21 protein-coding genes are annotated in these 21200 nt (G+C 69.8%); 17 read left to right on the forward strand and 4 right to left on the reverse strand.

Annotation, left to right across the window (positions count from 1 at the left end):
• Positions 1-123: 123 nt before the first annotated feature.
• Together Vlu01_RS19905 and Vlu01_RS19910 are read right to left on the reverse strand one after the other, a co-directional pair.
• Positions 124-894, reverse strand: coding sequence for a VOC family protein (locus Vlu01_RS19905; RefSeq protein WP_239096022.1), 771 nt, complete (start codon positions 892-894; stop codon positions 124-126).
• Between the two features lie 126 nt (positions 895-1020).
• Complete coding sequence (locus tag Vlu01_RS19910; protein WP_204001784.1) at positions 1021-3096, reverse strand: HelD family protein; 2076 nt, start codon at positions 3094-3096, stop codon at positions 1021-1023.
• A gap of 233 nt (positions 3097-3329) precedes the next feature.
• Between Vlu01_RS19910 and Vlu01_RS19915 the strand changes: the two genes are divergently transcribed.
• The gene (locus tag Vlu01_RS19915; protein ID WP_204001787.1) at positions 3330-4181 is read left to right on the forward strand and encodes a menaquinone biosynthetic enzyme MqnA/MqnD family protein; all 852 of its coding nucleotides are present in this window, start codon (positions 3330-3332) and stop codon (positions 4179-4181) included.
• 15 nt (positions 4182-4196) lie between these two features.
• On the opposite strand, the gene Vlu01_RS19920 is transcribed toward Vlu01_RS19915, so the two are convergent.
• Both Vlu01_RS19920 and Vlu01_RS19925 read right to left on the reverse strand, forming a co-directional pair.
• On the reverse strand, positions 4197-5135 hold the full coding sequence (locus Vlu01_RS19920; RefSeq protein ID WP_204001790.1) for a serine hydrolase: 939 nt from the start codon (positions 5133-5135) through the stop codon (positions 4197-4199).
• The gene (locus Vlu01_RS19925; protein ID WP_204001793.1) at positions 5135-6112 is read right to left on the reverse strand and encodes a hypothetical protein; all 978 of its coding nucleotides are present in this window, start codon (positions 6110-6112) and stop codon (positions 5135-5137) included. The genes Vlu01_RS19920 and Vlu01_RS19925 overlap by 1 nt, the downstream gene beginning before the upstream one ends.
• Positions 6113-6468: 356 nt before the next feature.
• On the opposite strand from Vlu01_RS19925, the gene paaA reads away from it, so the two are divergent.
• The 16 genes from paaA to nuoF all read left to right on the forward strand — a co-directional run bounded on the left by paaA (position 6469) and on the right by nuoF (position 21182).
• A complete protein-coding gene (gene paaA / locus Vlu01_RS19930) occupies positions 6469-7524 on the forward strand; it encodes a 1,2-phenylacetyl-CoA epoxidase subunit PaaA (protein ID WP_204001796.1) in 1056 nt (351 codons plus the stop codon).
• Positions 7521-7808 carry a 1,2-phenylacetyl-CoA epoxidase subunit PaaB gene (gene paaB / locus Vlu01_RS19935; RefSeq protein WP_204001799.1) on the forward strand — a complete coding sequence of 96 codons (288 nt, stop codon included), beginning with the start codon at positions 7521-7523 and terminating at the stop codon, positions 7806-7808. The genes paaA and paaB overlap by 4 nt, the downstream gene beginning before the upstream one ends.
• Positions 7805-8530, forward strand: coding sequence for a 1,2-phenylacetyl-CoA epoxidase subunit PaaC (paaC, locus tag Vlu01_RS19940; protein ID WP_204001801.1), 726 nt, complete (start codon positions 7805-7807; stop codon positions 8528-8530). Before paaB ends, paaC begins: the two co-directional genes overlap by 4 nt.
• 4 nt (positions 8531-8534) lie before the next feature.
• The gene (gene paaD / locus Vlu01_RS19945) at positions 8535-9011 is read left to right on the forward strand and encodes a 1,2-phenylacetyl-CoA epoxidase subunit PaaD (RefSeq protein WP_204001803.1); all 477 of its coding nucleotides are present in this window, start codon (positions 8535-8537) and stop codon (positions 9009-9011) included.
• Positions 9008-10147: a 1,2-phenylacetyl-CoA epoxidase subunit PaaE gene (paaE, locus tag Vlu01_RS19950; protein ID WP_204001807.1), complete on the forward strand. Its 1140-nt coding sequence runs from the start codon at positions 9008-9010 to the stop codon at positions 10145-10147. Before paaD ends, paaE begins: the two co-directional genes overlap by 4 nt.
• A gap of 236 nt (positions 10148-10383) precedes the next feature.
• The gene (mqnC, locus tag Vlu01_RS19955) at positions 10384-11574 is read left to right on the forward strand and encodes a cyclic dehypoxanthinyl futalosine synthase (RefSeq protein ID WP_204001809.1); all 1191 of its coding nucleotides are present in this window, start codon (positions 10384-10386) and stop codon (positions 11572-11574) included.
• Between the two features lie 334 nt (positions 11575-11908).
• Positions 11909-13093: a hypothetical protein gene (locus Vlu01_RS19960; RefSeq protein WP_204001811.1), complete on the forward strand. Its 1185-nt coding sequence runs from the start codon at positions 11909-11911 to the stop codon at positions 13091-13093.
• Between the two features lie 136 nt (positions 13094-13229).
• Positions 13230-13952, forward strand: a complete 723-nt coding sequence (locus tag Vlu01_RS19965) for a demethylmenaquinone methyltransferase (RefSeq protein ID WP_204001813.1) — start codon at positions 13230-13232, stop codon at positions 13950-13952.
• 46 nt (positions 13953-13998) lie between these two features.
• Positions 13999-14208, forward strand: a complete 210-nt coding sequence (locus Vlu01_RS19970; RefSeq protein ID WP_204001814.1) for a hypothetical protein — start codon at positions 13999-14001, stop codon at positions 14206-14208.
• A 134-nt stretch (positions 14209-14342) separates the two neighbouring features.
• Positions 14343-15617, forward strand: a complete 1275-nt coding sequence (locus Vlu01_RS19975) for a geranylgeranyl reductase family protein (RefSeq protein ID WP_204001815.1) — start codon at positions 14343-14345, stop codon at positions 15615-15617.
• Between the two features lie 108 nt (positions 15618-15725).
• A complete protein-coding gene (locus Vlu01_RS19980) occupies positions 15726-16091 on the forward strand; it encodes an NADH-quinone oxidoreductase subunit A (RefSeq protein ID WP_204001816.1) in 366 nt (121 codons plus the stop codon).
• Positions 16092-16104: 13 nt separating this feature from the next.
• Positions 16105-16782 carry a NuoB/complex I 20 kDa subunit family protein gene (locus Vlu01_RS19985; RefSeq protein WP_204001817.1) on the forward strand — a complete coding sequence of 226 codons (678 nt, stop codon included), beginning with the start codon at positions 16105-16107 and terminating at the stop codon, positions 16780-16782.
• A complete protein-coding gene (locus tag Vlu01_RS19990; RefSeq protein ID WP_204001818.1) occupies positions 16779-17510 on the forward strand; it encodes an NADH-quinone oxidoreductase subunit C in 732 nt (243 codons plus the stop codon). The genes Vlu01_RS19985 and Vlu01_RS19990 overlap by 4 nt, the downstream gene beginning before the upstream one ends.
• A complete protein-coding gene (locus tag Vlu01_RS19995) occupies positions 17507-18832 on the forward strand; it encodes an NADH-quinone oxidoreductase subunit D (protein ID WP_204001821.1) in 1326 nt (441 codons plus the stop codon). The genes Vlu01_RS19990 and Vlu01_RS19995 overlap by 4 nt, the downstream gene beginning before the upstream one ends.
• A complete protein-coding gene (gene nuoE / locus Vlu01_RS20000; protein WP_204001824.1) occupies positions 18829-19869 on the forward strand; it encodes an NADH-quinone oxidoreductase subunit NuoE in 1041 nt (346 codons plus the stop codon). The genes Vlu01_RS19995 and nuoE overlap by 4 nt, the downstream gene beginning before the upstream one ends.
• A complete protein-coding gene (nuoF, locus tag Vlu01_RS20005; protein ID WP_204001828.1) occupies positions 19866-21182 on the forward strand; it encodes an NADH-quinone oxidoreductase subunit NuoF in 1317 nt (438 codons plus the stop codon). The genes nuoE and nuoF overlap by 4 nt, the downstream gene beginning before the upstream one ends.
• The last annotated feature ends 18 nt before the right edge of the window (positions 21183-21200 follow it).

A 21200-nucleotide genomic window follows, 5' to 3' on the forward strand; every position in this document is an offset into this window, starting at 1 on the left:
GATCGCCGGGGCCGGGGCCGGGGCCGGGGCCGGGGCCGGGGCCGGGGGCCGGGGCCGGGGGCCGGGGCCGGGGCCGGGGCCGGGGGCCGGGGGGCCGGGGTGGGGTGGGGTGGGGTGGTGGGGCTAGGGGGGTGGGGTTAGGGCTATGAGGGAGAAGAGGGCGCCGTGGGGGTCGCGGAGGGCGGTGATGCGGCCGGCGGGGATGTCGCGCGGGGGAACCAGGATCGTGCCACCGAGTTCGGCGGCGTGTGCCGCGGTGGCATCCGCGTCGGAGACGGAGAAGTACACCGTCCAGTACGCCGGGGATTCCGCCGGGAAGTCCGCGCCCAGCGGGGGCATCATCCCCGCCACGACCCGGTCGCCGAGTCGCCAGCCGGTGTAGGCGACCTGGCCCATCGGCTCCTCCTCCGGCTGCCAACCGAAGACCAGTTCGTAGAAGATCTTCGCCCCGTCCGGGTCGGGTGTGACCAGTTCCGTCCAGCTCATCGCACCGGGGGTGTCGAACACCTCGGCACCAGCGAAGGTCATCGGCTGCCAGACGCTGAACGCGGCGCCGGCAGGATCGGTGAAGACCGCCATCCGGCCCCGGTCGAAGACCTCGAAGGGTGGCACCACGACCTGCCCACCGGCCCGCTCCACCCGGCCGGCGACCAGATCGGCGTCGTCGGTGGCGACGTACGTCGACCAGATCGGCACCTGGTCTGGCACGGCCGGTGGGCCTGCCCCGGCCACCGCCCGACCATCCAGCAGGAAGACCGTGTACCCGCCCGCCTCCGGCTCGGGGTCGACCCGACCGGTCCAGCCGAACAGCTCCGGGTAGAACCGTCGGGCCGCGTCGAGCCCTGGCGTCGCCAGGTCGGTCCAACAGGGCGTACCCGGCGCGACGCTGACCACGGCCACCCCTTTCCGACCTGCGGCGGCCACCGGTCGGCCGCTCCCTTCGGCATGGTGGCACCGGTTCGCCGCCGCCCGGGGTGGAAACGGGCGGAACATCCACTGAATCGGCGACCCTGGACGGGGTCAGGCCAGCGGCGCGGGCAGTGGCACGGTGTGCAGCACGGACAGCCGGGACACCGCCCGGGTGAGCACCACGTACAGCCGGTGCAGACCGCGTGGTTCGGCGGCGACGATGGCGGCGGGCTCGACCACGATGACGTGGTCGTACTCCAGACCCTTGACCAGGGTCGCCGGCACTACAGTGACGCGCGCCCCGGCGGCGGGCGCGTCGGCGGTCGCGGTGTCGATCCCCGCCTCGGCCAGCGCCGACCGCAGCCCTTCCACGGTGTCGTCGGCGGCGACCACGGCAATCGACCCTTCGTGCGCGAGCGCCGCCCGCACCTCGGCCACCGTCGCACCGGCAAGATCGGTGACGGTACGCACATCGAGCGTGCCGTCACCGCGCAGCGATTCGGCCGGCGGCACGTCGACGGCCAGTGCCGGAAGCAACCGGTTGGCGAAGGCGAGCACGGCAGCGGGTACCCGGAACCCGATGGTCAACGGCACCACCGCCGCGTCCGGCTTGCCCAGGTGGCGCAGGCTCTCCCGCCAGTCGGTGGCCGCCCAGGGCGCGGTGGCCTGCGCCAGGTCGCCGAGGAGGGTGAGCGAGCCGTGCTCGCTACGTCGGGCGATGACCCGGCACTGCATGGGTGACAGGTCCTGGGCCTCGTCGACCACGACGTGCCCGTAGCCCGTCGAGCGTTCGAGCAGGCCGGCCGCCTCGTCGATCAGCATGGCGTCCGCGGTCGTCCACCGGGTCGCCTTCGCCGTCCGGGCCAACCCGGTGCCGTTGGTGAGGCGGCCGGTCGCCCGGCGGGTGAGCAGACTCTGCTCGTCGGGGGTGAGCAGGCCGTCAGCGGCCTGTGCGAGCCGGACCGGCTCGGCGTACAGCGTGTGCAGCAGGCCGTCCGGGGTGAGCGCCGGCCAGACCGTGTCCAGGAACCCGGTGACCGGTTTCGACTTGCCCATCCGGCGCAGCCACGCGTCGCCCGGCGACTCCGCCCGTCGTGCCTCGGCCTGCCGTTGCAGCAGCCCGACCACCCGGGCCCGGACTCTCTCCCGCCCGACGGCGTACGGCAGCCGCTCCGCACGGGTTTCCTGCACCAGCCGGTGCAGCGGCTCCAGCCCGATCCGCCAGCGGAACGAGCCGTCGGAGACGAGCATCGGTTCCACCGGCTCGCCGATGTACGCGTCGACGGCCCGGCGCAGCACCTCGGCCATCCGCGCGTCGTGTTTGAGCGTGGCCACGTCCGGCGGGTCCACCGCCCGCACCGGCGCCCGGTCGACCAGGTCCTCCACGGTGGCCTGCTCCACCTCGACCTCACCCAGTGCGGGCAGCACCGCCGCGATGTAGCCGAGGAATGCTCGGTTCGGTCCCACGACCAGCACCTTCGACCGCCGCAACCGCTCCCGGTGCAGGTAGAGCAGGTATGCGGCGCGGTGCAACCCGACGGCGGTCTTGCCGGTGCCCGGGGCGCCCTGCACGCAGATCGAGGTGGCCAGGTCGGCACGGACGAGTTCGTCCTGCTCGGGCTGGATGGTGGCGACGATGTCCCGCATCGGTCCGACCCGGGGGCGTTCGATCTCGGCGGTGAGGATCCGGCTGGCCCTGCCGAGTTCCTCGCCCCGGTCCAGGTGTTCGTCCTCGAAGCTGGTCAGCTTCCCGTCGCCGAAGCCGAACCGTCGCCGTACCGCCAGGCCCTGCGGGTCGCGGGCGCTGGCCCGGTAGAACGCGCGGGAGACCGGTGCCCGCCAGTCCAGCACCAACGGTTCGCCCTGCTCGTCGGTGACGTGCCGACGACCGACGTGGTAGCGGTGGCCGGCGTGTTCGGCATCCGCGTCGCCGAAGTCGAGCCGGCCGAAGAAGAGCGGCGTTCGCGGGTCGTCGGCGAGTTCGGCGACCCGCCGGGCCAGGTGCCGGCCGAGCTGCTCGGCGGTGTACGCGTCTCCGGCCACCTTGTCGCCGGTGGCGAAGAGCGCTTCGGCGCGTTCCCGCATCCGGCGCAGCGCCGCCCGCGAACGGGTCAGGTGCGCCCGCTCTTCGGCCAACTCGTCCGCCAATCCGTACGGCGGGGGGATTTCTTGGGCGTGCAGGCTCATCCACGGACTCCTCGACACGGGGAAGAAGGCTGCCGCTCGCGTTTCCGACTCGTGGGTCGGCGCGGAGACGTCCGCTGCGGTGCTACTCACCGCGGCCGTCGGGCGGGACGAACAGCCTACTCCCGCTCATGCCGTGGACAACCGGTTTTCCTCCGACGCCGGTGGGTGCGGGGTTCACCACTTACCCGACGTCCCGCTGAGCAGGTCACGGGCGGTGGGGATACGGTCGGGGCATGGTCGAGCGCCTTGCCCGCCCCCGCGTCGGGCACATCCAGTTCCTCAACTGCCTGCCCATCTACTGGGGTTTGATGCGTTCCGGTGCGCTGCTCGACGTCGACCTGCACAAGGACTCACCGGACCGGCTCAGTGCCCAACTCGTCGCCGGCGACCTGGACATCGGGCCGATCACCTTCGTCGAGTACCTGCGACACGCCGACGACCTGCTGCTCCTGCCCGACCTGGCGGTCGGCAGCGACGGTCCGGTGCTGTCGGTCAACCTGGTCAGCACCCGACCGCTGGCCGACCTCGATGGTGCCCGGGTGGCGCTGGGCTCCACCTCACGGACCGGGGTCCTCCTCGCCCAACTCCTGCTGCGTGAGCGGTACGGCGTCCGCCCGGAGTACTTCCGATGCCCGCCGGACCTGACCCAGATGCTGCTGGAGGCCGACGCCGCGGTGCTGATCGGTGACGTGGCCCTGCGTGCCATGTACGAGGCACCCCGACAGGGGCTGACCGTGACCGACCTGGGTCAGGCGTGGCGGGAGTGGACCGGACTGCCGATGGTCTTCGCCGTCTGGGCGGTCCGCCGGGACTTCGCCGCAGCCCATCCCGGCCTGGTCAAAGAGGTGCATGAAGGGTTCCTGCGCTCGCGCGACCTGTGCCTGGCCGAACTGGATCAGGTCGCCGAGTCGGCGGCCCGCTGGGAGCCCTTCGACGCGACCACTCTGGCGGAGTACTTCCGGACCCTGGACTTCTCCCTCGGCGAACGACAGGTCGCCGGCATCCGTGAGTTCGCCCGCCTCACCGCCGCCCTCGGCGAAACCCCGCCGCTACCGTCGACCGGCCCCACCTTCTTCACCCGCTGAGGAGCGGGCGCAGGCTCACGGCGACGTGGTGAGGAGAGCCTCGGTGATCTTCTCGCAGTTGCTCATGCCGTACTCGTAGCCCTTGTTGATCGGGTACTGGAGCATCACGCCCATCGTCCAGGTGTCGCCGATCGCCAGGCAGTTGACGTGGATCTCCTGCTCACGGGTGCGATCGACCCAGCCGTTCTTGATGGCGATCTTCTTCGCCTCGGCGGCCGGGAACGCCTTGCGGATGCCGAAGTCGCCGGCACCGCGTACCTGACGCATCTCGCCGAGCAGCCACTTGGTCCACTTCGGACCGGCGGCGGTGCCGTTGGCGATGCATTCGCCGAGGCGGGCGGTGTCCCGGGGGGACAGCTCCGTACGGCTCCAGCCGAGATCGCGGGACACCTTGCTGTCGGTCAGCTCGCAGGTGGACAGCAGTCGCTTGATCGAGGCGGACCGGCCGATCTGTGTGTAGAGCTGCTCGGTGCGGGTGTTGTCGCTGTCCCGGATGATCCGGGTCAGGTCGCCCAGCTTCGCGTCGCTCGGGGTCTGCCCGGCGTCGGCGGTACGACGCAGGTAGTCGGCGACGATCCAGGATTTGATCAAGGAGGCGGTGGTGCTGGTCTCGGCCATGTTCTCCGAGCCGATGATCTCGCCGGAGCGGCGGTCCAGCACGCTCCACGCGTACCAGCCGTCGATGTCGAGGTCGATCTCCTTGGCCTCGAAGGGCAGCGGCTCCGGCTCCGGCGAAGGGCTGGGCGACGGCGACGGTCGTGCGCTGCGGTCGGTCAGGGTGGTGCCCCGGTCCGCCGGTGACTCACCCCGGCCCCACTGGGCGGCGGCGGTGGATTCGAAGGGCGAGCCGGGCAGCAGGCGCAGCGAGACCAGGACCAGCCCGATCAGCACAGCCGCGATCGCGGCCAGGCGCAGCGGCGATGTCTCGCCGTTGCGGCGGCTGCGGCCGGGCATCAGAGCTTGCCGATCGGCTGCTGCGGCACCTTGAGGGCGCCGCCCGGCTGCGGTGTCACCAGCTGGCTGGCGACGCTGGCGCAGACGTCCGACCCGTAGTCGAGCCCGCTCCGCTGGGGGTAACGCAGCATCACCGCGAGGCTCCACTTCTCGGTCACGGCCAGGCAGTTGACGTGCCAGTTGCCGTCATAGTTGAGGGGGGTCCAGCCGTTCTTGATGCCGATCGGACCCTGGCTGGTGATCGACTCAGGCAGGCCGTCGATGATGCCCCACCGGCCGCCACCCGAGCGGGGGTTCTGGTCCTTGGTGGCGGTGCTGCCGCGCACCTTGCTCATCTCGCTGAGCAGCCACTTGGTCCACTTCGGGCCGGCGGCGGTGCCGTCGGCGATGCAGTCGCCGAGCCGTACGGCGTCGCGCGGGGACATCCGGGTGAAGCTCCACCAGCCCTCGTAACCCTTGACGTTGCCGCGCTTGGTGTCGGTGAGGTCGCAGGTGCTGATCGCGCGCTTGATCACCGGGCCGGGCTGCCCGTCCGCAGGCACGCGGTAGGAGCCGCCGATGGCGCTGTAGATCCGGTTGGTCGCGTCGTCGTCGCTGTCCCGGATGGCCAGGCTGGCTGCCTTCTTCATCGCCGCGGGCGGCTCCTTGTCGCCGAGTCGACGCAGGTAGTCGGCGACGATCCAGACCTTGAGCATCGACTCGGTCGAGCTGGTCGCGGCCATGTTTTTGGAGCCGGAGAGCTCGCCGGTCTCGCGGTCCAGCAGCGCCCAGGAGAAGAACTCGCCCTTGAAGTTCACCGAGACCTTGCCGGCGGCCAGGGTCGGTGGCGGCGGCGGGGTGGGCGGTGGCGCGGCGACGCTCTCCTGGCCGGCGTTCGCTCCGCCGGCGGAAAGCCGGGCGTACGCGGTCGGCACCAGCATGACGCCGCCGAGCAGCACCGCCGTTACGGCGAGCACCATGGTCACGCGAGATCGCATGAGCGGGTAGCTCCAGATGTCGGGGCCGGGGGAACCGGCTTGTTGCCAGGACTGACCGGTGCGGATCGCCGGGGCCGGGGGAAGTGGCCCTGAACTGGCGATCGTCTTCAGCCGATCGGTGTGACGGGGGAAGTCTACGTCCGGATCGCCGTTATGCCAGGACCCGACACTGGGCAACTCGGGGTGAAGGCGGGATAACGAACCGCTATGTGGCGGTTGCGAGGATTTATCGCTGGTTCGTGACCTAACTCATAGTTACCGAATCCACCGTTCGCGACCGGTGGGTAACGGTGGGGAGTCCTGGATTTGTATGACACCCTCTGGTTTCTTCAGCGGCTAGCTGTAACACTGGTGGCATGTATGGCAATGACTTCCCGGGTGAGGACCCGCCCGGCGGCCTGCTCGGCGAGGTCGAGGCCGCGGAGGCGGCGTTGCGTGCTGCTGCGGAACGTGGTCGTGCTGCCGCCCAGCCGGGTGAGGATCTGGCCGCCTACTTCGCCGAGGTCGTCGACGCCGACCAGAAGATCGAGCCCCGCGACTGGATGCCGGAGGCGTACCGGCGGACGCTGATCCGGCAGATCGCCCAGCACGCCCACTCCGAGATCATCGGCATGCAGCCGGAGGGCAACTGGATCAGTCGCGCCCCGTCCCTCAAGCGCAAGGCGATCCTGCTGGCCAAGGTGCAGGACGAGGCCGGCCACGGCCTCTACCTGTACGCCGCCGCCGAAACCCTCGGCGTCAGCCGGGACGAGCTGGTCGACCTGCTGCTCAGTGGCCGTCAGAAGTACAGCTCGATCTTCAACTACCCCACGCTCAGCTGGGCCGACGTCGGCGCGATCGGCTGGTTGGTGGACGGCGCGGCGATCGTCAACCAGGTGCCGCTGTGCCGCTGCTCCTACGGCCCGTACGCCCGCGCCATGATCCGGGTCTGCAAGGAAGAGTCGTTCCACCAGCGCCAGGGCTACGAGATCCTGCACATCCTGGCGCACGGCACTCCGGCGCAGAAGGCGATGGCCCAGGAGTCGGTCAACCGCTGGTGGTACCCGTCCCTGGCCATGTTCGGTCCACCCGACGGCGACTCCACCCACTCCGCCCAGTCGATGACCTGGAAGATCAAGCGCTTCTCCAACGACGAGCTGCGTCAGCGCTTCGTGGACATGTGCGTCGGCCAGGCCGAGGTGCTCGGGCTGACCCTGCCCGACCCGGATCTGCGCTGGAACGACGAGCGCCAGGCGTACGACTTCACCCAGCCCGACTACGACGAGCTGATGCGGGTGATCAAGGGCAACGGGCCGTGCAACCGGCAGCGGATGGAGCACCGACGCCGTGCGCACCGCGAGGGTGCCTGGGTGCGTGAGGCGGCCGTCGCGTACGCCGCCAAGCACGCGGAGAAGGAGAAGGTGGCAGCGTGAGCCAGCAACACACCCCGCTGTGGGAGGTCTTCGTTCGGGCTCGGCGCGGGTTGGCACACACCCACGTCGGCAGCCTGCACGCGCCCGACGCGGAACTGGCCCTACGCAACGCCCGTGACCTCTACACCCGGCGTCAGGAGGGCGTGTCGATCTGGGTGGTTCCGGCGAGCGCCATCACCGCCTCCAGCCCGGACGAGAAGGACGCCTTCTTCGACCCGGCCGCCGACAAGGTCTACCGCCACCCCACCTTCTACGAGGTCCCAGAAGGGGCGGCCCACCTGTGAACGGGCCGTTCGCCTTCACCCTCGCCCTCGGCGACGACGCGCTCATCGCGGCGCAGCGACTCGCCGAGTGGACCACCCGGGCGCCGGAGATGGAGGAGGACATCGCGCTGGCCAACATCGCCCTGGACCAGCTCGGTGCCGCCCGGCTCCTGCTGTCGTACGCGGGCGAACTGGAGGGGGCCGGCCGGGACGAGGACGCGTTGGCCTACCTGCGCGACGACCGGGAGTTCCGCAACTGCCTGCTGGTCGAGCTGCCGAACGGCGACTTCGCGGTGACCATGGCGAAGCTGCTCGTCCTGGCGGCGTACCAGGTGCCGCTCTACACGGCGCTTGCCGACTGCCCGGACGAGCGGCTGGCGGCCATCGGCGGCAAGGCTCGCAAGGAGTCCGCGTACCACCTGGACCACGCCGCGCTCTGGGTGAAGCGGCTCGGCGACGGGACCGAGGAGTCGCACCGGCGGATGCAGGCCGGCGTCGACCAGATCTGGCCGTACGCCGACGAACTCTTCGCGGCCTGGCCGGACGCTCCGGTCGACCCCGCGATCCTGCGGTCCGACTTCGACGACACGGTGACCGCCGTGTTCGCCGAGGCGACCCTCACCGTGCCCGAGGTGGGCTGGACGCCGGCGGGCGGGCGCGACGGGGTGCACACCGAACACCTGTCGTACCTGCTCGCGGAGATGCAGGTGCTGCACCGCGCCCATCCCGGGGCCCGTTGGTGATCAGATGAGCAGGGCGCGGCAGGCCGTGGCGGCGGTGGTGGACCCGGAGATCCGGGTGGTCACCATCGACGACCTCGGCATCCTGCGGTCGGTGCAGGAGGACCCGGCCACCGGTCGGGTGGTGGTGACGATCACTCCCACCTACACCGGCTGCCCGGCGATGGATGTCATCCGCGCCGACATCCGTCGCGCGTTGGCCGCCGTCGGCCATCCGGACGCCGAGGTGCGTACGGTGCACAGCCCGGCCTGGAGCACCGACTGGATCAGCGACGCCGGGCGGGCCAAGCTGGCCGCCGCCGGCATCGCCCCGCCCGTCCCGGTCCGGCGCGACGGCGTCGTCCCACTCACCCTGGCGGTGCGCTGCCCACGCTGCGGGTCGCCGGAGACCGAGCAGCTCAGCCGGTTCGGCTCCACCGCGTGCAAGGCGCTGTGGCGGTGCCGCTCCTGCGCCGAACCCTTCGACCATGTGAAGGCCCTGTGACTGTCACCATCACCCGTCCGGTTCGCCGCCGGCCGGTGTTCCATCCGCTGCCCGTCGTCGCCGTCGACCGGCTCACCGCCGACGCCGTCGCGATCACCTTCGCCGTGCCCGAGGAACTACGCGGGACCTTCACCTTCCGCGCCGGCCAGCACCTGACCGTACGCCTGCCGGCCGTGGCCGCTGGCGCGCAGGGCGACGCTGCCCGCGCGGCCGGTGCGGACGTGCGCCGCTCGTACTCGATCTGCTCCACCCCGGCGGAGCTGGAGCGGCACGGACGGTTGCGGATCGGCGTGCGGGAGATCCCGGGTGGGGCCTTCTCCGGCTACGCCTGCGGGGCGCTGCGGCACGGCGACACCATCGAGGTGCTGCCGCCGCTGGGGCACTTCACCACGGCGTTCGCACCGGAACGGACACGCCACTACGGCGCGGTGGTCGCCGGCTCGGGCGTCACCCCGGTGCTGTCGCTGATCGCCACCGCGCTGGCCGTGGAGCCGGCCAGCACCTTCACTCTGGTGTACGGCAACCGGACGGCCGGCAGCGTGATGTTCGCCGAGGAACTGGCGGATCTGAAGGACCGCTACCCGACCCGGCTGCACCTGGTGCACGTGCTCTCCCGCGAACAGGGCGAATCACCGCTGCTCTCGGGCCGGATCGACGCCGACCGGCTGGGCCGGCTGCTGGACACCATCGTCCCCGGTGAGCTGATCGAGGAGTGGTTCCTCTGCGGCCCGTACGGGCTGGTGGTGGACGCCAAGGCGGTGCTCACCGACCGTGGCGTGCCGGAGTCCGCGGTGCACACGGAGCTGTTCCACGTCGACGCCCCGTCCGAGCCGGTGGCGCGCCGGGACGACTCGTCCGGCGGCACGGACGTGACGATCATGCTTGACGGACGCTCGTCGAGCTTCACGATGCGCCGCGACGAACGGGTGCTGGACGCGGCGCTGAAGGTCCGCGGCGAACTGCCGTACGCCTGCAAGGGTGGGGTTTGCTCGACCTGTCGGGCGAAGGTCGTCTCCGGCGAGGTGGAGATGGCCCGCAACTACGCCCTGGAGCCCGACGAGGTGGCCGCTGGTTACGTGCTGACCTGCCAGTCCAGCCCGCGCACCGACACCCTTGCCATCGACTATGACGCGTGACGTGACCTCCGACCCCTCGCCGGGGCAGGGGACAGGTCTCGGCCTGGTGGTGGGTAGTTTTGTTGTCGCTGGGACGACAACAAAACTACCCACCGCACCGGGCTCCCCTCACCATGGTGTACCGAGTCGCCTCGATCTCCGCCTCGGACGGTTGCCGCTGCTCGGGAAAGGGGATGGATCACAGGTCGGGATCGGCCCTGGCGGGCGGGGAGAAGAAGCGGCGTACCCTCGGAGGCGTGACGGTGAACCGGGAGATTGACGACATCCTGCAGCGTGGTGCGGACGGCGGGCGGATCACGCCCGAGGAGGCCCTGCTGCTCTACACCGACGCCCCCTTCCACGCCTTGGGCGAGGCGGCGGAGGCGGTCCGTCGGCGGCGGTACCCGGACAACATCGTCACGTACCTGATCGATCGCAACATCAACTACACGAACGTCTGCGTGACGGCGTGCAAGTTCTGTGCCTTCTACCGCGCTCCGAAGCACAAGGAAGGGTGGACCCACCCGACCGAGGAGATCCTGCGCCGGTGCGGCGAGGCGGTCGAGTTGGGCGCCACCCAGGTGATGCTTCAGGGCGGCCACCACCCGGACTATGGCGTGGAGTACTACGAGGAGTTGTTCTCCTCGGTCAAGAAGGCGTACCCGCAACTCGCGATCCACTCGATCGGGCCGAGCGAGATCCTGCACATGGCCAAGGTCTCCGGCGTCAGCCTGGACGAGGCGATCGCCCGGATCAAGGCCGCCGGGCTCGACTCGATCGCCGGAGCGGGTGCCGAGATGCTGCCGCAGCGCCCCCGCACGGCGATCGCGCCGTTGAAGGAGTCGGGCGAGCGCTGGCTGGAGGTCATGGAGCTGGCGCACCGGCAGGGGGTCGAGTCGACCGCCACGATGATGATGGGGACCGGCGAGACGGCCGCCGAGCGGATCGAGCACCTGCGGATGATCCGCGACGTGCAGGATCGTACGCAGGGCTTCCGGGCCTTCATCCCGTGGACGTACCAGCCGGAGAACAACCACCTCAAGGGTCGCACCCAGGCCACCACGCTGGAGTACCTGCGGCTGGTGGCGGTGGCCCGGCTCTTCTTCGAGACCGTGCCGCACCTGCAGGCGTCCTGGCTGACCACCGGCAAGGACGTCGGCCAGCTCGCGTTGCACATGGGTGTCGACGACCTCGGTTCGATCATGCTGGAGGAGAACGTCATCTCCTCGGCGGGTGCCCGGCACCGCTCCAACCTGCACGAGCTGATCGGGATGATCCGCTCTGCCGACCGGATCCCCGCCCAGCGGGACACGCTCTACAACAGACTGGCTGTGCACCACACGCCGGCCGACGACCCGAGCGACGACCGAGTGGTCTCGCACTTCTCCTCGATCGCCCTGCCCGGTGGGGGTGCCGGTCGGTCGCTGCCGCTGGTCGAGGCGAACTGACCGCCCACACACTGACGGGTGGCAGACGCGCCTGATTTGTCGGCCGAGCGATCACGTCAAGTGACTGCTCGGCCGACGCTGCGTCCGGGTCGAGGACGCCTCCCCGTTCAGCCGAATGGTCCGTACGGGCCATCCATCCGGTTCGAAGCGTCGGACCGCCCCGGTCGGATAGCGGGGGGTGACCGGGCAGTAAGGCCCATCAATCCGGACAATCCTTAAGTTGCCATTAGCTGAGCAGCTTGTGACTGGTGTGTTTGAGGGTGGCGCGGGTGATCGCTGAGCGCTAACGTCCCCGCCCGTACGTTTTCACTGAACCTACGGGGGAGACCATCCCATGATCTTCCGAACCCGCCGGGCCGCCAGCCTGGCCACGGCCGCGCTGCTCGCCTCGGGCACCTTCACCGCCCTGGGCGCGCCGGCCTACGCCGCTGGCACCGAGACGGACCTCGCCCTCACCGCCGCCGGCACCCGCGCCACCGACGGCGTCGAGGCCAAGGTCGGCTGGGCCAAGATCGCCAATCAGGGCGAGGGCACGCCGACCAAGGTGCTCGTCAAGGTCGACACCTCCAAGGTGGACGACAGCAAGCTCATCGTGGCCTCCGTCACCGAAGGCGGTTGTGAGGTCACCGGTGACACCAAGCCCGAGCTGTGGGTCTGCGAGCTCGACAAGGAAGAAATCCCCGGGCCGGGTGAGACGACCGAGGTGCCGATCGTCCTGTTCAAGGCGGCCGAAGGCGTCACCGGTCCGTACCAGGCGCCAGTGACGATCAGCATCGAGTCTTCGGACGACACCGACGAGAGCAACAACAGCGTCGAGATCAACGTCGAGCTGACTCCGGAGAGCGGTGTCGACCTGGGTGTCATCGTCCCCGACGTGAAGACCCGCATCGACCTGGAAACCCTCGATGAGGACGGTCCGGTGCACCCGGGCGACCGCACCGTGTTCTGGAGCGAGATCGCCAACCAGGGTGACCTGACCGCTCAGGGCCTCAAGCTGACCTACCAGCTGCCGAAGGGCGTCAGCTTCCTGCCGGTCGAGGGTTGCGAGATCAGCTCCGACAAGCGCCGCGCGGTCTGCGAGGACGACACCTTCCTGCTGGAGCGGGACACGGTGCTTGTCGTTCCGCTGGCCGTCGAGGTGGGCAAGGGCGTCGAGGCTCCGGTGACTCTGACCGGCGGCTCGCTTGAGGCCGTGGCGTTCGGTGCGCTGTCGCCCGACGCACGGATCAGCCAGCAGGCCACCAAGCCCGGTTTCGGCAAGGCCGAGGTGCGTGAGATCAAGGAGTCGGAGTTCGCCGACATCGACCCGACCGACAACTCCGATGACTTCGCTGTGGTGGTCGCTGCCACCAGCGGTGGTGGCGGCGGTGGCGGTGGCCTGCCGGTCACCGGTGTGCAGGCCGGCCTGATCGGTGGCATCGGCGCGGGTGTGGTGCTCGCCGGTGTGGCGATGTTCCTGGTTGCCCGTCGTCGCCGGGTGGTCCTGGTGACCCCGGGTGACGAGAAGACGAACGCCTGAGGTTCGTCCTCTATCGGCCCGCGCGGGCCGTTCACATAACGCACGGCAGTGAGGGCGGGATGGTCACCCATCCCGCCCTCACTGTTCGTCGCGCCCCGGCCCGGGGTGCCAGCGGGCGGGCTGGCAGAGTGGAGGGGTGAGCCGTACCCCGCAGGGCCAGCGCGCCAGTCTGGACAAGCAGCCGCACGAGGTCGCCGCGATGTTCGACGGTGTCGCGGCCCGTTACGACCTGACCAACACGGTCCTCTCCTTCGGTCAGGACCGGTTCTGGCGGCGGGCCACCCGGGCCGCGCTCGACCTGCGACCGGGTGACCGGGTGCTGGACGTGGGCGCGGGCACCGGGGTGTCCACCGAGGAACTCGCCCACTCCGGGGCGTACGCGGTCGGCGCCGACCTGTCCCTCGGCATGTTGCACGCCGGTAAGCGCACCCGCCCGCAGGTGCCGTTGCTGGCCGGGGACGCCCTGCGGCTGCCCTTCGCCGACGCCAGCTTCGACGCGGTGACCATCTCCTTCGCGCTGCGCAACGTCAACGACACCGACGCCGCGCTCCGCGAACTGGCCCGGGTGACCCGCCCGGGCGGGCGGCTGGTGGTCTGCGAGTTCAGCACCCCGGTCAATCGCGCGTTCCGCACCGTCTACCTGTCGTACCTGATGCGTTCCCTGCCGGCCGTGGCCCGGACGGTTTCCAGCAACCCGGACGCGTACGTCTACCTGGCCGAGTCGATCCGGGCCTGGCCGGACCAGGCCGCCCTGGCGAGCCGGGTCGGCGCGGCTGGCTGGCGGGCGGTGAAGTGGCGCAACCTGACCGGCGGGGTGGTGGCCCTGCACCGAGCCATCCGGGATGAATCCGTAATTTAGGTGAATACGACAATTTAAAGCCCTTTCTGGGCGTACGCTGGCCGGCATGACGGAGCCGAGGAACCGGGCCACCTGCGATGCCGTGGAGCTGATCGACCAACTCCGCGAGTTGGCCGGCGCGGATCCCGCCGAGGTGCGTCAGGTGGTGTCGGAGGTGCTCGCGGCCCTGGATCGGGCCGCCGGCGGCACCCTGCGCGAGCAGTTGCCGGAGACCATCCGGGTCAACCTGGACAGCGCTGACTCGGTCCGTCGGTGAGGGGTCGTCGACCCGCGTTCATCGCTTTTTAGCAGGTTAGGTCGCCCTAACAAGGCGAGCGTAAGGCGTCGGTCATAGACTCGTCCCGGCTGGCTTGTGAAGCATTTCACGAGCAGGGCGGGGAGGAGGCGCTAATGACCGCGGTGGAGAACGACGCCGACGTGATCGTCGTGGGCGCCGGTCCCGGTGGCTCGGCGACCGCGTACCACCTGGCTCGGCACGGCGTACGCGTGCTGCTGCTCGAAAAGACCGAGTTCCCCCGGGAGAAGGTCTGCGGCGACGGGCTCACGCCGCGCGCGGTGCGGCAGCTGATCCGGATGGGTGTGGACACCTCTCCCGAGGCCGGCTGGCTGCACAACCGTGGCCTGCGGGTGATCGGTGGCGGCGTCCGGCTGGAACTGGACTGGCCGGATCTGGCCAGCTTCCCGAACTACGGGCTGGTACGCACCCGACTCGACTTCGACGACCTGCTCGCCCAGCGCGCGGTGGCGGCCGGAGCGAAGCTGCGTACCAGCGTGAACGTCGTCGGTCCGGTGCTGGACGGTGACGGCCGGGTGGTCGGGGTGCAGGGCGAGGACGGGCCGGACAAGGCACCCGTCACCTTCCACGCCCCGCTGGTGGTGGCCGCCGACGGCGTCTCGGGCCGGTTTCCGCTCGCGCTCGGACTGGCCAAGCGGGAGGACCGCCCGATCGGTGTCGCGGTCCGGCGCTACTACCGCTCCGCCGCCCGCCACGACGACGACTACCTGGAGTCCTGGCTGGAGTTGCGCTCCAAGGGCACCAACGAACTGCTGCCCGGGTACGGCTGGATCTTCGGCCTCGGTGACGGCCGGGTCAACGTCGGGCTCGGCATCCTCAACTCGTCCTCGGCGTTCGGCAAGACGAACTACCGGCGGCTGCTCACCGACTGGCTGGCCAACACGCCGGCGGAGTGGGGCATGACCGACGAGACGAACGCCGAGGGGTCGATCCTCGGCGCCGCCCTGCCGATGGGCTTCAACCGGGTGCCGCACTACACGCGAGGCGTGCTGCTCGTCGGTGACTCCGGTGGCATGGTCAACCCGTTCAACGGCGAGGGCATCGCGTACGCGATGGAGTCCGGCGAACTGGCCGCTGAGGTCGCGGTCCAGGCGCTCGCCCGGCCCGCCGGCGTCGAGCGGGAACGGGCCCTGATGGCGTACCCGCAGGAGTTGAAAACCCGGTTCGGCGGCTACTACCGGCTGGGCGGGATCTTCGTGAAGCTGATCGGCCGTCCGGAGATCATGCGGGTGGCGACGAAGCACGGCATGCCCCACCCGACGCTGATGCGCTTCGTGCTCAAGTTGCTGGCCAACCTCACCGACCCGCGCGGCGGTGACGCGATGGACCGGGTGATCAATGCGATGACCCGGGTTGCGCCCGCTGTGTAGGGGCGCGGAGCAGGCAAGGTCCACCCCCGCCGAAGGGTGCGGGGTGGGATGTGAATAGTGTGATTTTCACCAACCACCGAGGGCAGGGAAGGACGAGCAGGAGAAAAAATGTCGCTCTCGCCTTACGTACCCATCATCGGGCTGTTCGCCCTCGCCGCGGGTTTCGCGCTGTTCTCGATAGCCGCCGCCCGGTTCACCGGCCCCCGTCGCTACAACAAGGCCAAGCTCGAAGCCTACGAATGTGGGATTGAGCCTAGCCCTCAACCGATCGGTGGCAGCCGGTTTCCGGTCAAGTTCTACCTGACGGCGATGCTCTTCATCGTCTTCGACGTGGAAATGATCTTCCTGTACCCGTGGGCGGTCTCCTTCGACATCCTGCCGGTGTTCGGGTTCGTCGCCATGTTGGTGTTCATCGGTTCCATCTTCGTCGCGTACGCCTACGAGTGGCGGCGTGGCGGCCTGGACTGGGACTGAGGGAGGAACCGCTATGGGTATCGAGGAGAAACTTCCCGCCGGTGTCCTGCTCACCTCGGTGGAGAAGCTGGTCAACTGGTCGCGCAAGTCGTCGGTGTGGGGTGCCACGTTCGGCCTGGCCTGCTGCGCGATCGAGATGATGGCCGCCGGTGGTCCGCACTACGACATGGGCCGCTGGGGCATGGAGGTCTTCCGGGCCTCGCCCCGTCAGGCCGACCTGATGATCGTCGCCGGCCGGGTGAGCCAGAAGATGGCCCCGGTGCTGCGCCAGATCTACGACCAGATGGCCGAGCCCCGTTGGGTGCTCTCCATGGGCGTCTGCGCCAGCAGCGGCGGCATGTTCAACAACTACGCCATCGTGCAGGGCGTCGACCACGTCGTACCGGTCGACATGTACCTCCCGGGTTGCCCGCCGCGCCCGGAGATGCTCATCGACGCGATCCTCAAGCTGCGCGAGAAGATCGGCCACGAGCCGCTCGGCGCGAACGGTCGCAAGATGCTGGCCGCCCGCGAGGCGCGCGGTGACGTGCCGGTGGTGCCGTACGGCTCGATGCCGTCGTCGTACCGCAGCGACAAGGCCCGGCGGGCCGAGTGGACGAAGGCCGTCCGCGAAGGCCGCGAGGAGCAGCTGCGGATCGAGAACTGGATGAAGGCCCAGAACCACCTCCACCCGTACGGGGGGATCAAGTGACTGACGACAAGCCGACCACCGGTGGGGTGCCGGTTCCGGTGACGCCCGCCGGCGCGACGAGTGGCGCTCCCGCCGAGTTCCCGCCGGCCGCACCGGCCGGTCGGGGCATGTTCGGCAACCAGGGCACCGGTGACACCTCCGGTTTCGGCGGCCTGGTCCGCCGGCACCACACGGTCGAGGACTCGCCCCGGCCCTACGGCGGCTACTTCGACGAGGTGCGGGACGCGCTGGAGGAGGCGTACCCGGCGTTCGGCGAGGCGATCGAGAAGGTCGTGGTCGATCGGGGCGAGCTGACCCTGCACATCCGCCCGGAGCGGATCGCCGAAGTCTGCCAGGTGATGCGGGACGACCCGGCGCTGCGCTTCGAGCTCTGCTCCTCGGTCTCCGGAGTCGACTACCTGGGCGCCGACGCGCGCCGGCTGCACGTCGTCTACCAGCTCACCTCGATGACCTATCGGCGGCAGGTCCGGCTGGAGGCTGCGGTCAGCGTCGAGGAACCGCACCTGCCCAGCGTCACCTCCGTCTACCCGACCGCCGACTGGCAGGAGCGGGAGACGTACGACATGTTCGGTGTCATCTTCGACGGTCACCCGGCACTGACCCGCATCCTCATGCCGGACGACTGGGAGGGACACCCGCAGCGCAAGGACTACCCCCTCGGCGGCGTGCCCGTGGAGTACAAGGGCGCCGAGATCCCGCCGCCCGACAAGCGGAGGTCTTACCAATGACCGGGTCGAACTACGCTACCGAGCGCGAGACGACCGAGGGCCGGGTCTTCACCGTCACCGGTGGGGACTGGGACGACGTCGTCTCCGGCGTCGATCCGATCAACGAGGGTCGGATCGTGGTCAACATGGGCCCGCAGCACCCGTCCACGCACGGTGTGCTCCGGCTGATCCTTGAGCTGGAGGGTGAGACGGTCCGGGAGGTCCGCTCGGTCGTCGGCTACCTGCACACCGGTATCGAGAAGAACCTGGAGTTCCGCAACTGGGTCCAGGGTTCGACCTTCGTGACTCGGATGGACTACCTCTCCCCGCTGTTCAACGAGACCGGGTACGCGCTGGCGGTGGAGAAGCTGCTCGGCATCGAGGAGCAGATCACCGAGCGCGCCACCACCATCCGGGTGCTCATGATGGAGCTGAACCGGATCTCCTCGCACCTGGTCTGGCTGGCGACCACGGCGATGGAGCTGGGTGCGATCAACATGATGCTCTACGGCTTCCGGGAGCGCGAGTACATCCTGGAGATCTTCGAGCTGATCACCGGCCTGCGGATGAACCACGCGTACGTCCGGCCGGGCGGCGTCGCCCAGGACGTGCCGGACGAGGCGATCGTCAAGATCCGCGACTTCCTCAAGCTCATGCCGAAGCGGTTGAAGGAGTACGAGGACCTGCTCTCCGGCCAGCCGATCTGGCTGGAGCGGACGCAGAATGTGGCCGTGCTCGACGTGACCGGCTGCCTGGCGCTCGGTGTCACCGGTCCGGTGCTCCGCTCGGCCGGCCTGGCCTGGGACCTGCGCAAGACCATGCCGTACTGCGGCTACGAGACGTACGAGTTCGACGTGCCGACCCACACCGACGGCGACGTCTGGGGCCGTTACCTGGTGCGTAACGCGGAGATCCGCGAGTCTCTCAAGATCATCGAGCAGGCCGTGGACCGGCTCAAGCCAGGCCCGGTGATGGTGGACGACAAGAAGATCGCCTGGCCGGCGCAGCTGGCCATCGGCGTCGACGGCATGGGCAACTCGCTGGAGCACGTCGCTAAGATCATGGGCCAGTCGATGGAGTCCCTGATTCACCACTTCAAGCTGGTGACGGAGGGCTTCCGGGTGCCACCGGGCCAGGTGTACGTGGGGATCGAGTCGCCGCGGGGTGAGTTGGGCGTACACGCGGTCTCCGACGGCGGGACCCGGCCGTACCGGGTGCACTACCGGGAGCCGAGCTTCGTCAACCTCCAGGCCCTACCGGCGATGGCCGAGGGTGGCCTGATCGCCGACGTGATCGCCGGCGGCGCCTCGCTGGACCCGGTAATGGGAGGTTGTGACCGGTGACTGTCTTCACGGACGAGACGCGGGCCCGGGCGCGGGAGATCATCGCCCGCTATCCGGCGGACCGGTCGCGCTCGGCCCTGCTGCCGTTGCTGCACCTCGTGCAGGCTGAGGAGGGCTACGTCTCTCCGGCCGGAGTGGCGTTCTGCGCCGAGGTGCTTGGCCTGAACAAGGCCCAGGTCGGCGCGGTGGCCAGCTTCTACACCATGTACAAGCGCCGGCCCACCGGTGACTGGCTGGTCAGCGTCTGCACCAACACGATGTGCAACGTGCTCGGTGGCCAGGAGGTCTACGACACCCTCGCCGAGCACCTGGGCGTTGGGCACGACGAGACCACCACCGACGGCAAGGTGACCCTGGAGCACGCCGAGTGCCTGGCCGCCTGCGACTACGGCCCGGTGATGACCGTCAACTACGACTTCTTCGACGGCGTCGACCCGCAGACCGCGGTCGGGGTGGTCGACGAGTTGCGCGCCGGTGGCCGGCCCACGCCGAGCCGTGGCGCCCGCCTCTGCACCCTGAAGGAGATGGCGATCCAGCTCGCCGGCTTCGCCGATGAGCGGGAGGGCGCCGTCGCCGACGGGGTGCCGGGCGAGCCGACCCTGCGCGGCCTGCGACTGGCCCAGCAGCACGGCATCTCGGCACCGGGCTTCGACCCGAACACCCCGATCCGCAGCGGCCAGGCCGGCGACAAGCCCGCACCGGCCACCCCGGCGAAGTCCGCGCCGACCGGCAGCACCGCACCCGACGTTCCGGCGCCGGACCGCAAGTCGCCGCAGGTGCGTACCGCCGAGACCCGGCAGCCGGACGCGAAGACCGCGGTGCCCGACGCTCCTGGCACCAAGGTTCCGGTCGACGGGCAGCCGCCGGCTTCGGATGACGCCCGGGCCGCGGAGGCCGCCGGTGCGGCGGCCAACAAGCCGGCGGGCGACGCCAAGCCGGCCGGCGACGACGCCGGGGCGCAGGAGCGCAACCTCAAGGAAGCGGAGTCCGCCGGCAGCGGTCAGGGTTCCGCGAACGACAAGGGGGCTCAGAAGTGACCACGCCTGCGCCGGAGACCCTGGCCAAGTTGACGCCCGTGCTCACCAAGCGCTGGTTGTCCCCTGACGCCTGGCGGATCGACACCTACGAGAAGCTGGACGGCTACGCCGCACTGCGCAAGGCGGTCAAGGCGCACCCGGACGACCTCATCCAGCTGGTGAAGGATTCCGGGCTGCGCGGTCGCGGCGGTGCGGGTTTCCCCACCGGCCTCAAGTGGGGCTTCATCCCGCAGGGTGACGGCAAGCCGCACTACCTCGTGGTCAACGCCGACGAGGGTGAGCCGGGCACCTGCAAGGACCTGCCGCTGATGACCCACGACCCGCACTCGCTGGTCGAGGGCGTCATCATCGCCTCGTACGCGATCCGGGCCAACCGGGCCTACATCTACATCCGGGGCGAGGCCGTGCACGCCGCCCGCCGGCTGCGCAACGCGGTGAACGAGGCGTACGCCAAGGGCTACCTCGGCCGCGACATCCTCGGCTCGGGCTTCGACCTGGACCTGGTGGTGCACTCCGGTGCCGGCGCGTACATCTGCGGCGAGGAGACGGCGTTGCTCGACTCCCTGGAGGGCTTCCGTGGCCAGCCCCGGCTACGCCCGCCGTTCCCGGCCACCCACGGCCTGTACGCCAGCCCCACCGTGGTCAACAACGTGGGCACGATCGCCAGCGTGCCGTACATCGTGCTGGGTGGCGCGGACTGGTGGAAGTCGATGGGCACGGAGAAGTCCTCCGGCCCGATGATCTACTCCCTCTCCGGCCGAATCGCCAACCCCGGCCAGTACGAGTGCGGTCTCGGCATCACCCTGCGCGAGCTGATCGAGCTGGCGGGTGGCATGCAGCCGGGTCACAACCTGAAGTTCTGGACTCCGGGTGGGTCGTCCACCCCGCTGCTCACCGCCGAGCACCTGGACGTGCCGTTGGACTTCGAGGGCGTGGCCGGTGCCGGCTCGATCCTCGGCACCACCGCCACGCAGATCTTCTCCGACCAGGACTGCCCGGTCTACGCGACCTACCGGTGGCTGGAGTTCTACCACCACGAGTCGTGTGGCAAGTGCACCCCGTGCCGGGAGGGCAACTACTGGATGGTCCGGGTCTACCGGCGCATCCTGGCCGGCCAGGGCACCCAGGAGGACCTGGACACTCTGCTCGACACCTGTGACAACATCCTCGGCCGTTCGTTCTGCGGTCTGGGTGACGGTGCCACCAGCCCGGTGACCTCGTCGCTGAAGTACTTCAAGCAGGACTACCTCGACTACATCGAGGGACGGACCGCGCCGAAGTTGTCCGACAAGCAGCTCGTGGGAGCCCACTGATGCGAGTGCGAGGAGTCA

It is taken from the genome of Micromonospora lutea (assembly GCF_016863535.1).
Taxonomy (GTDB): domain Bacteria; phylum Actinomycetota; class Actinomycetes; order Mycobacteriales; family Micromonosporaceae; genus Micromonospora; species Micromonospora lutea.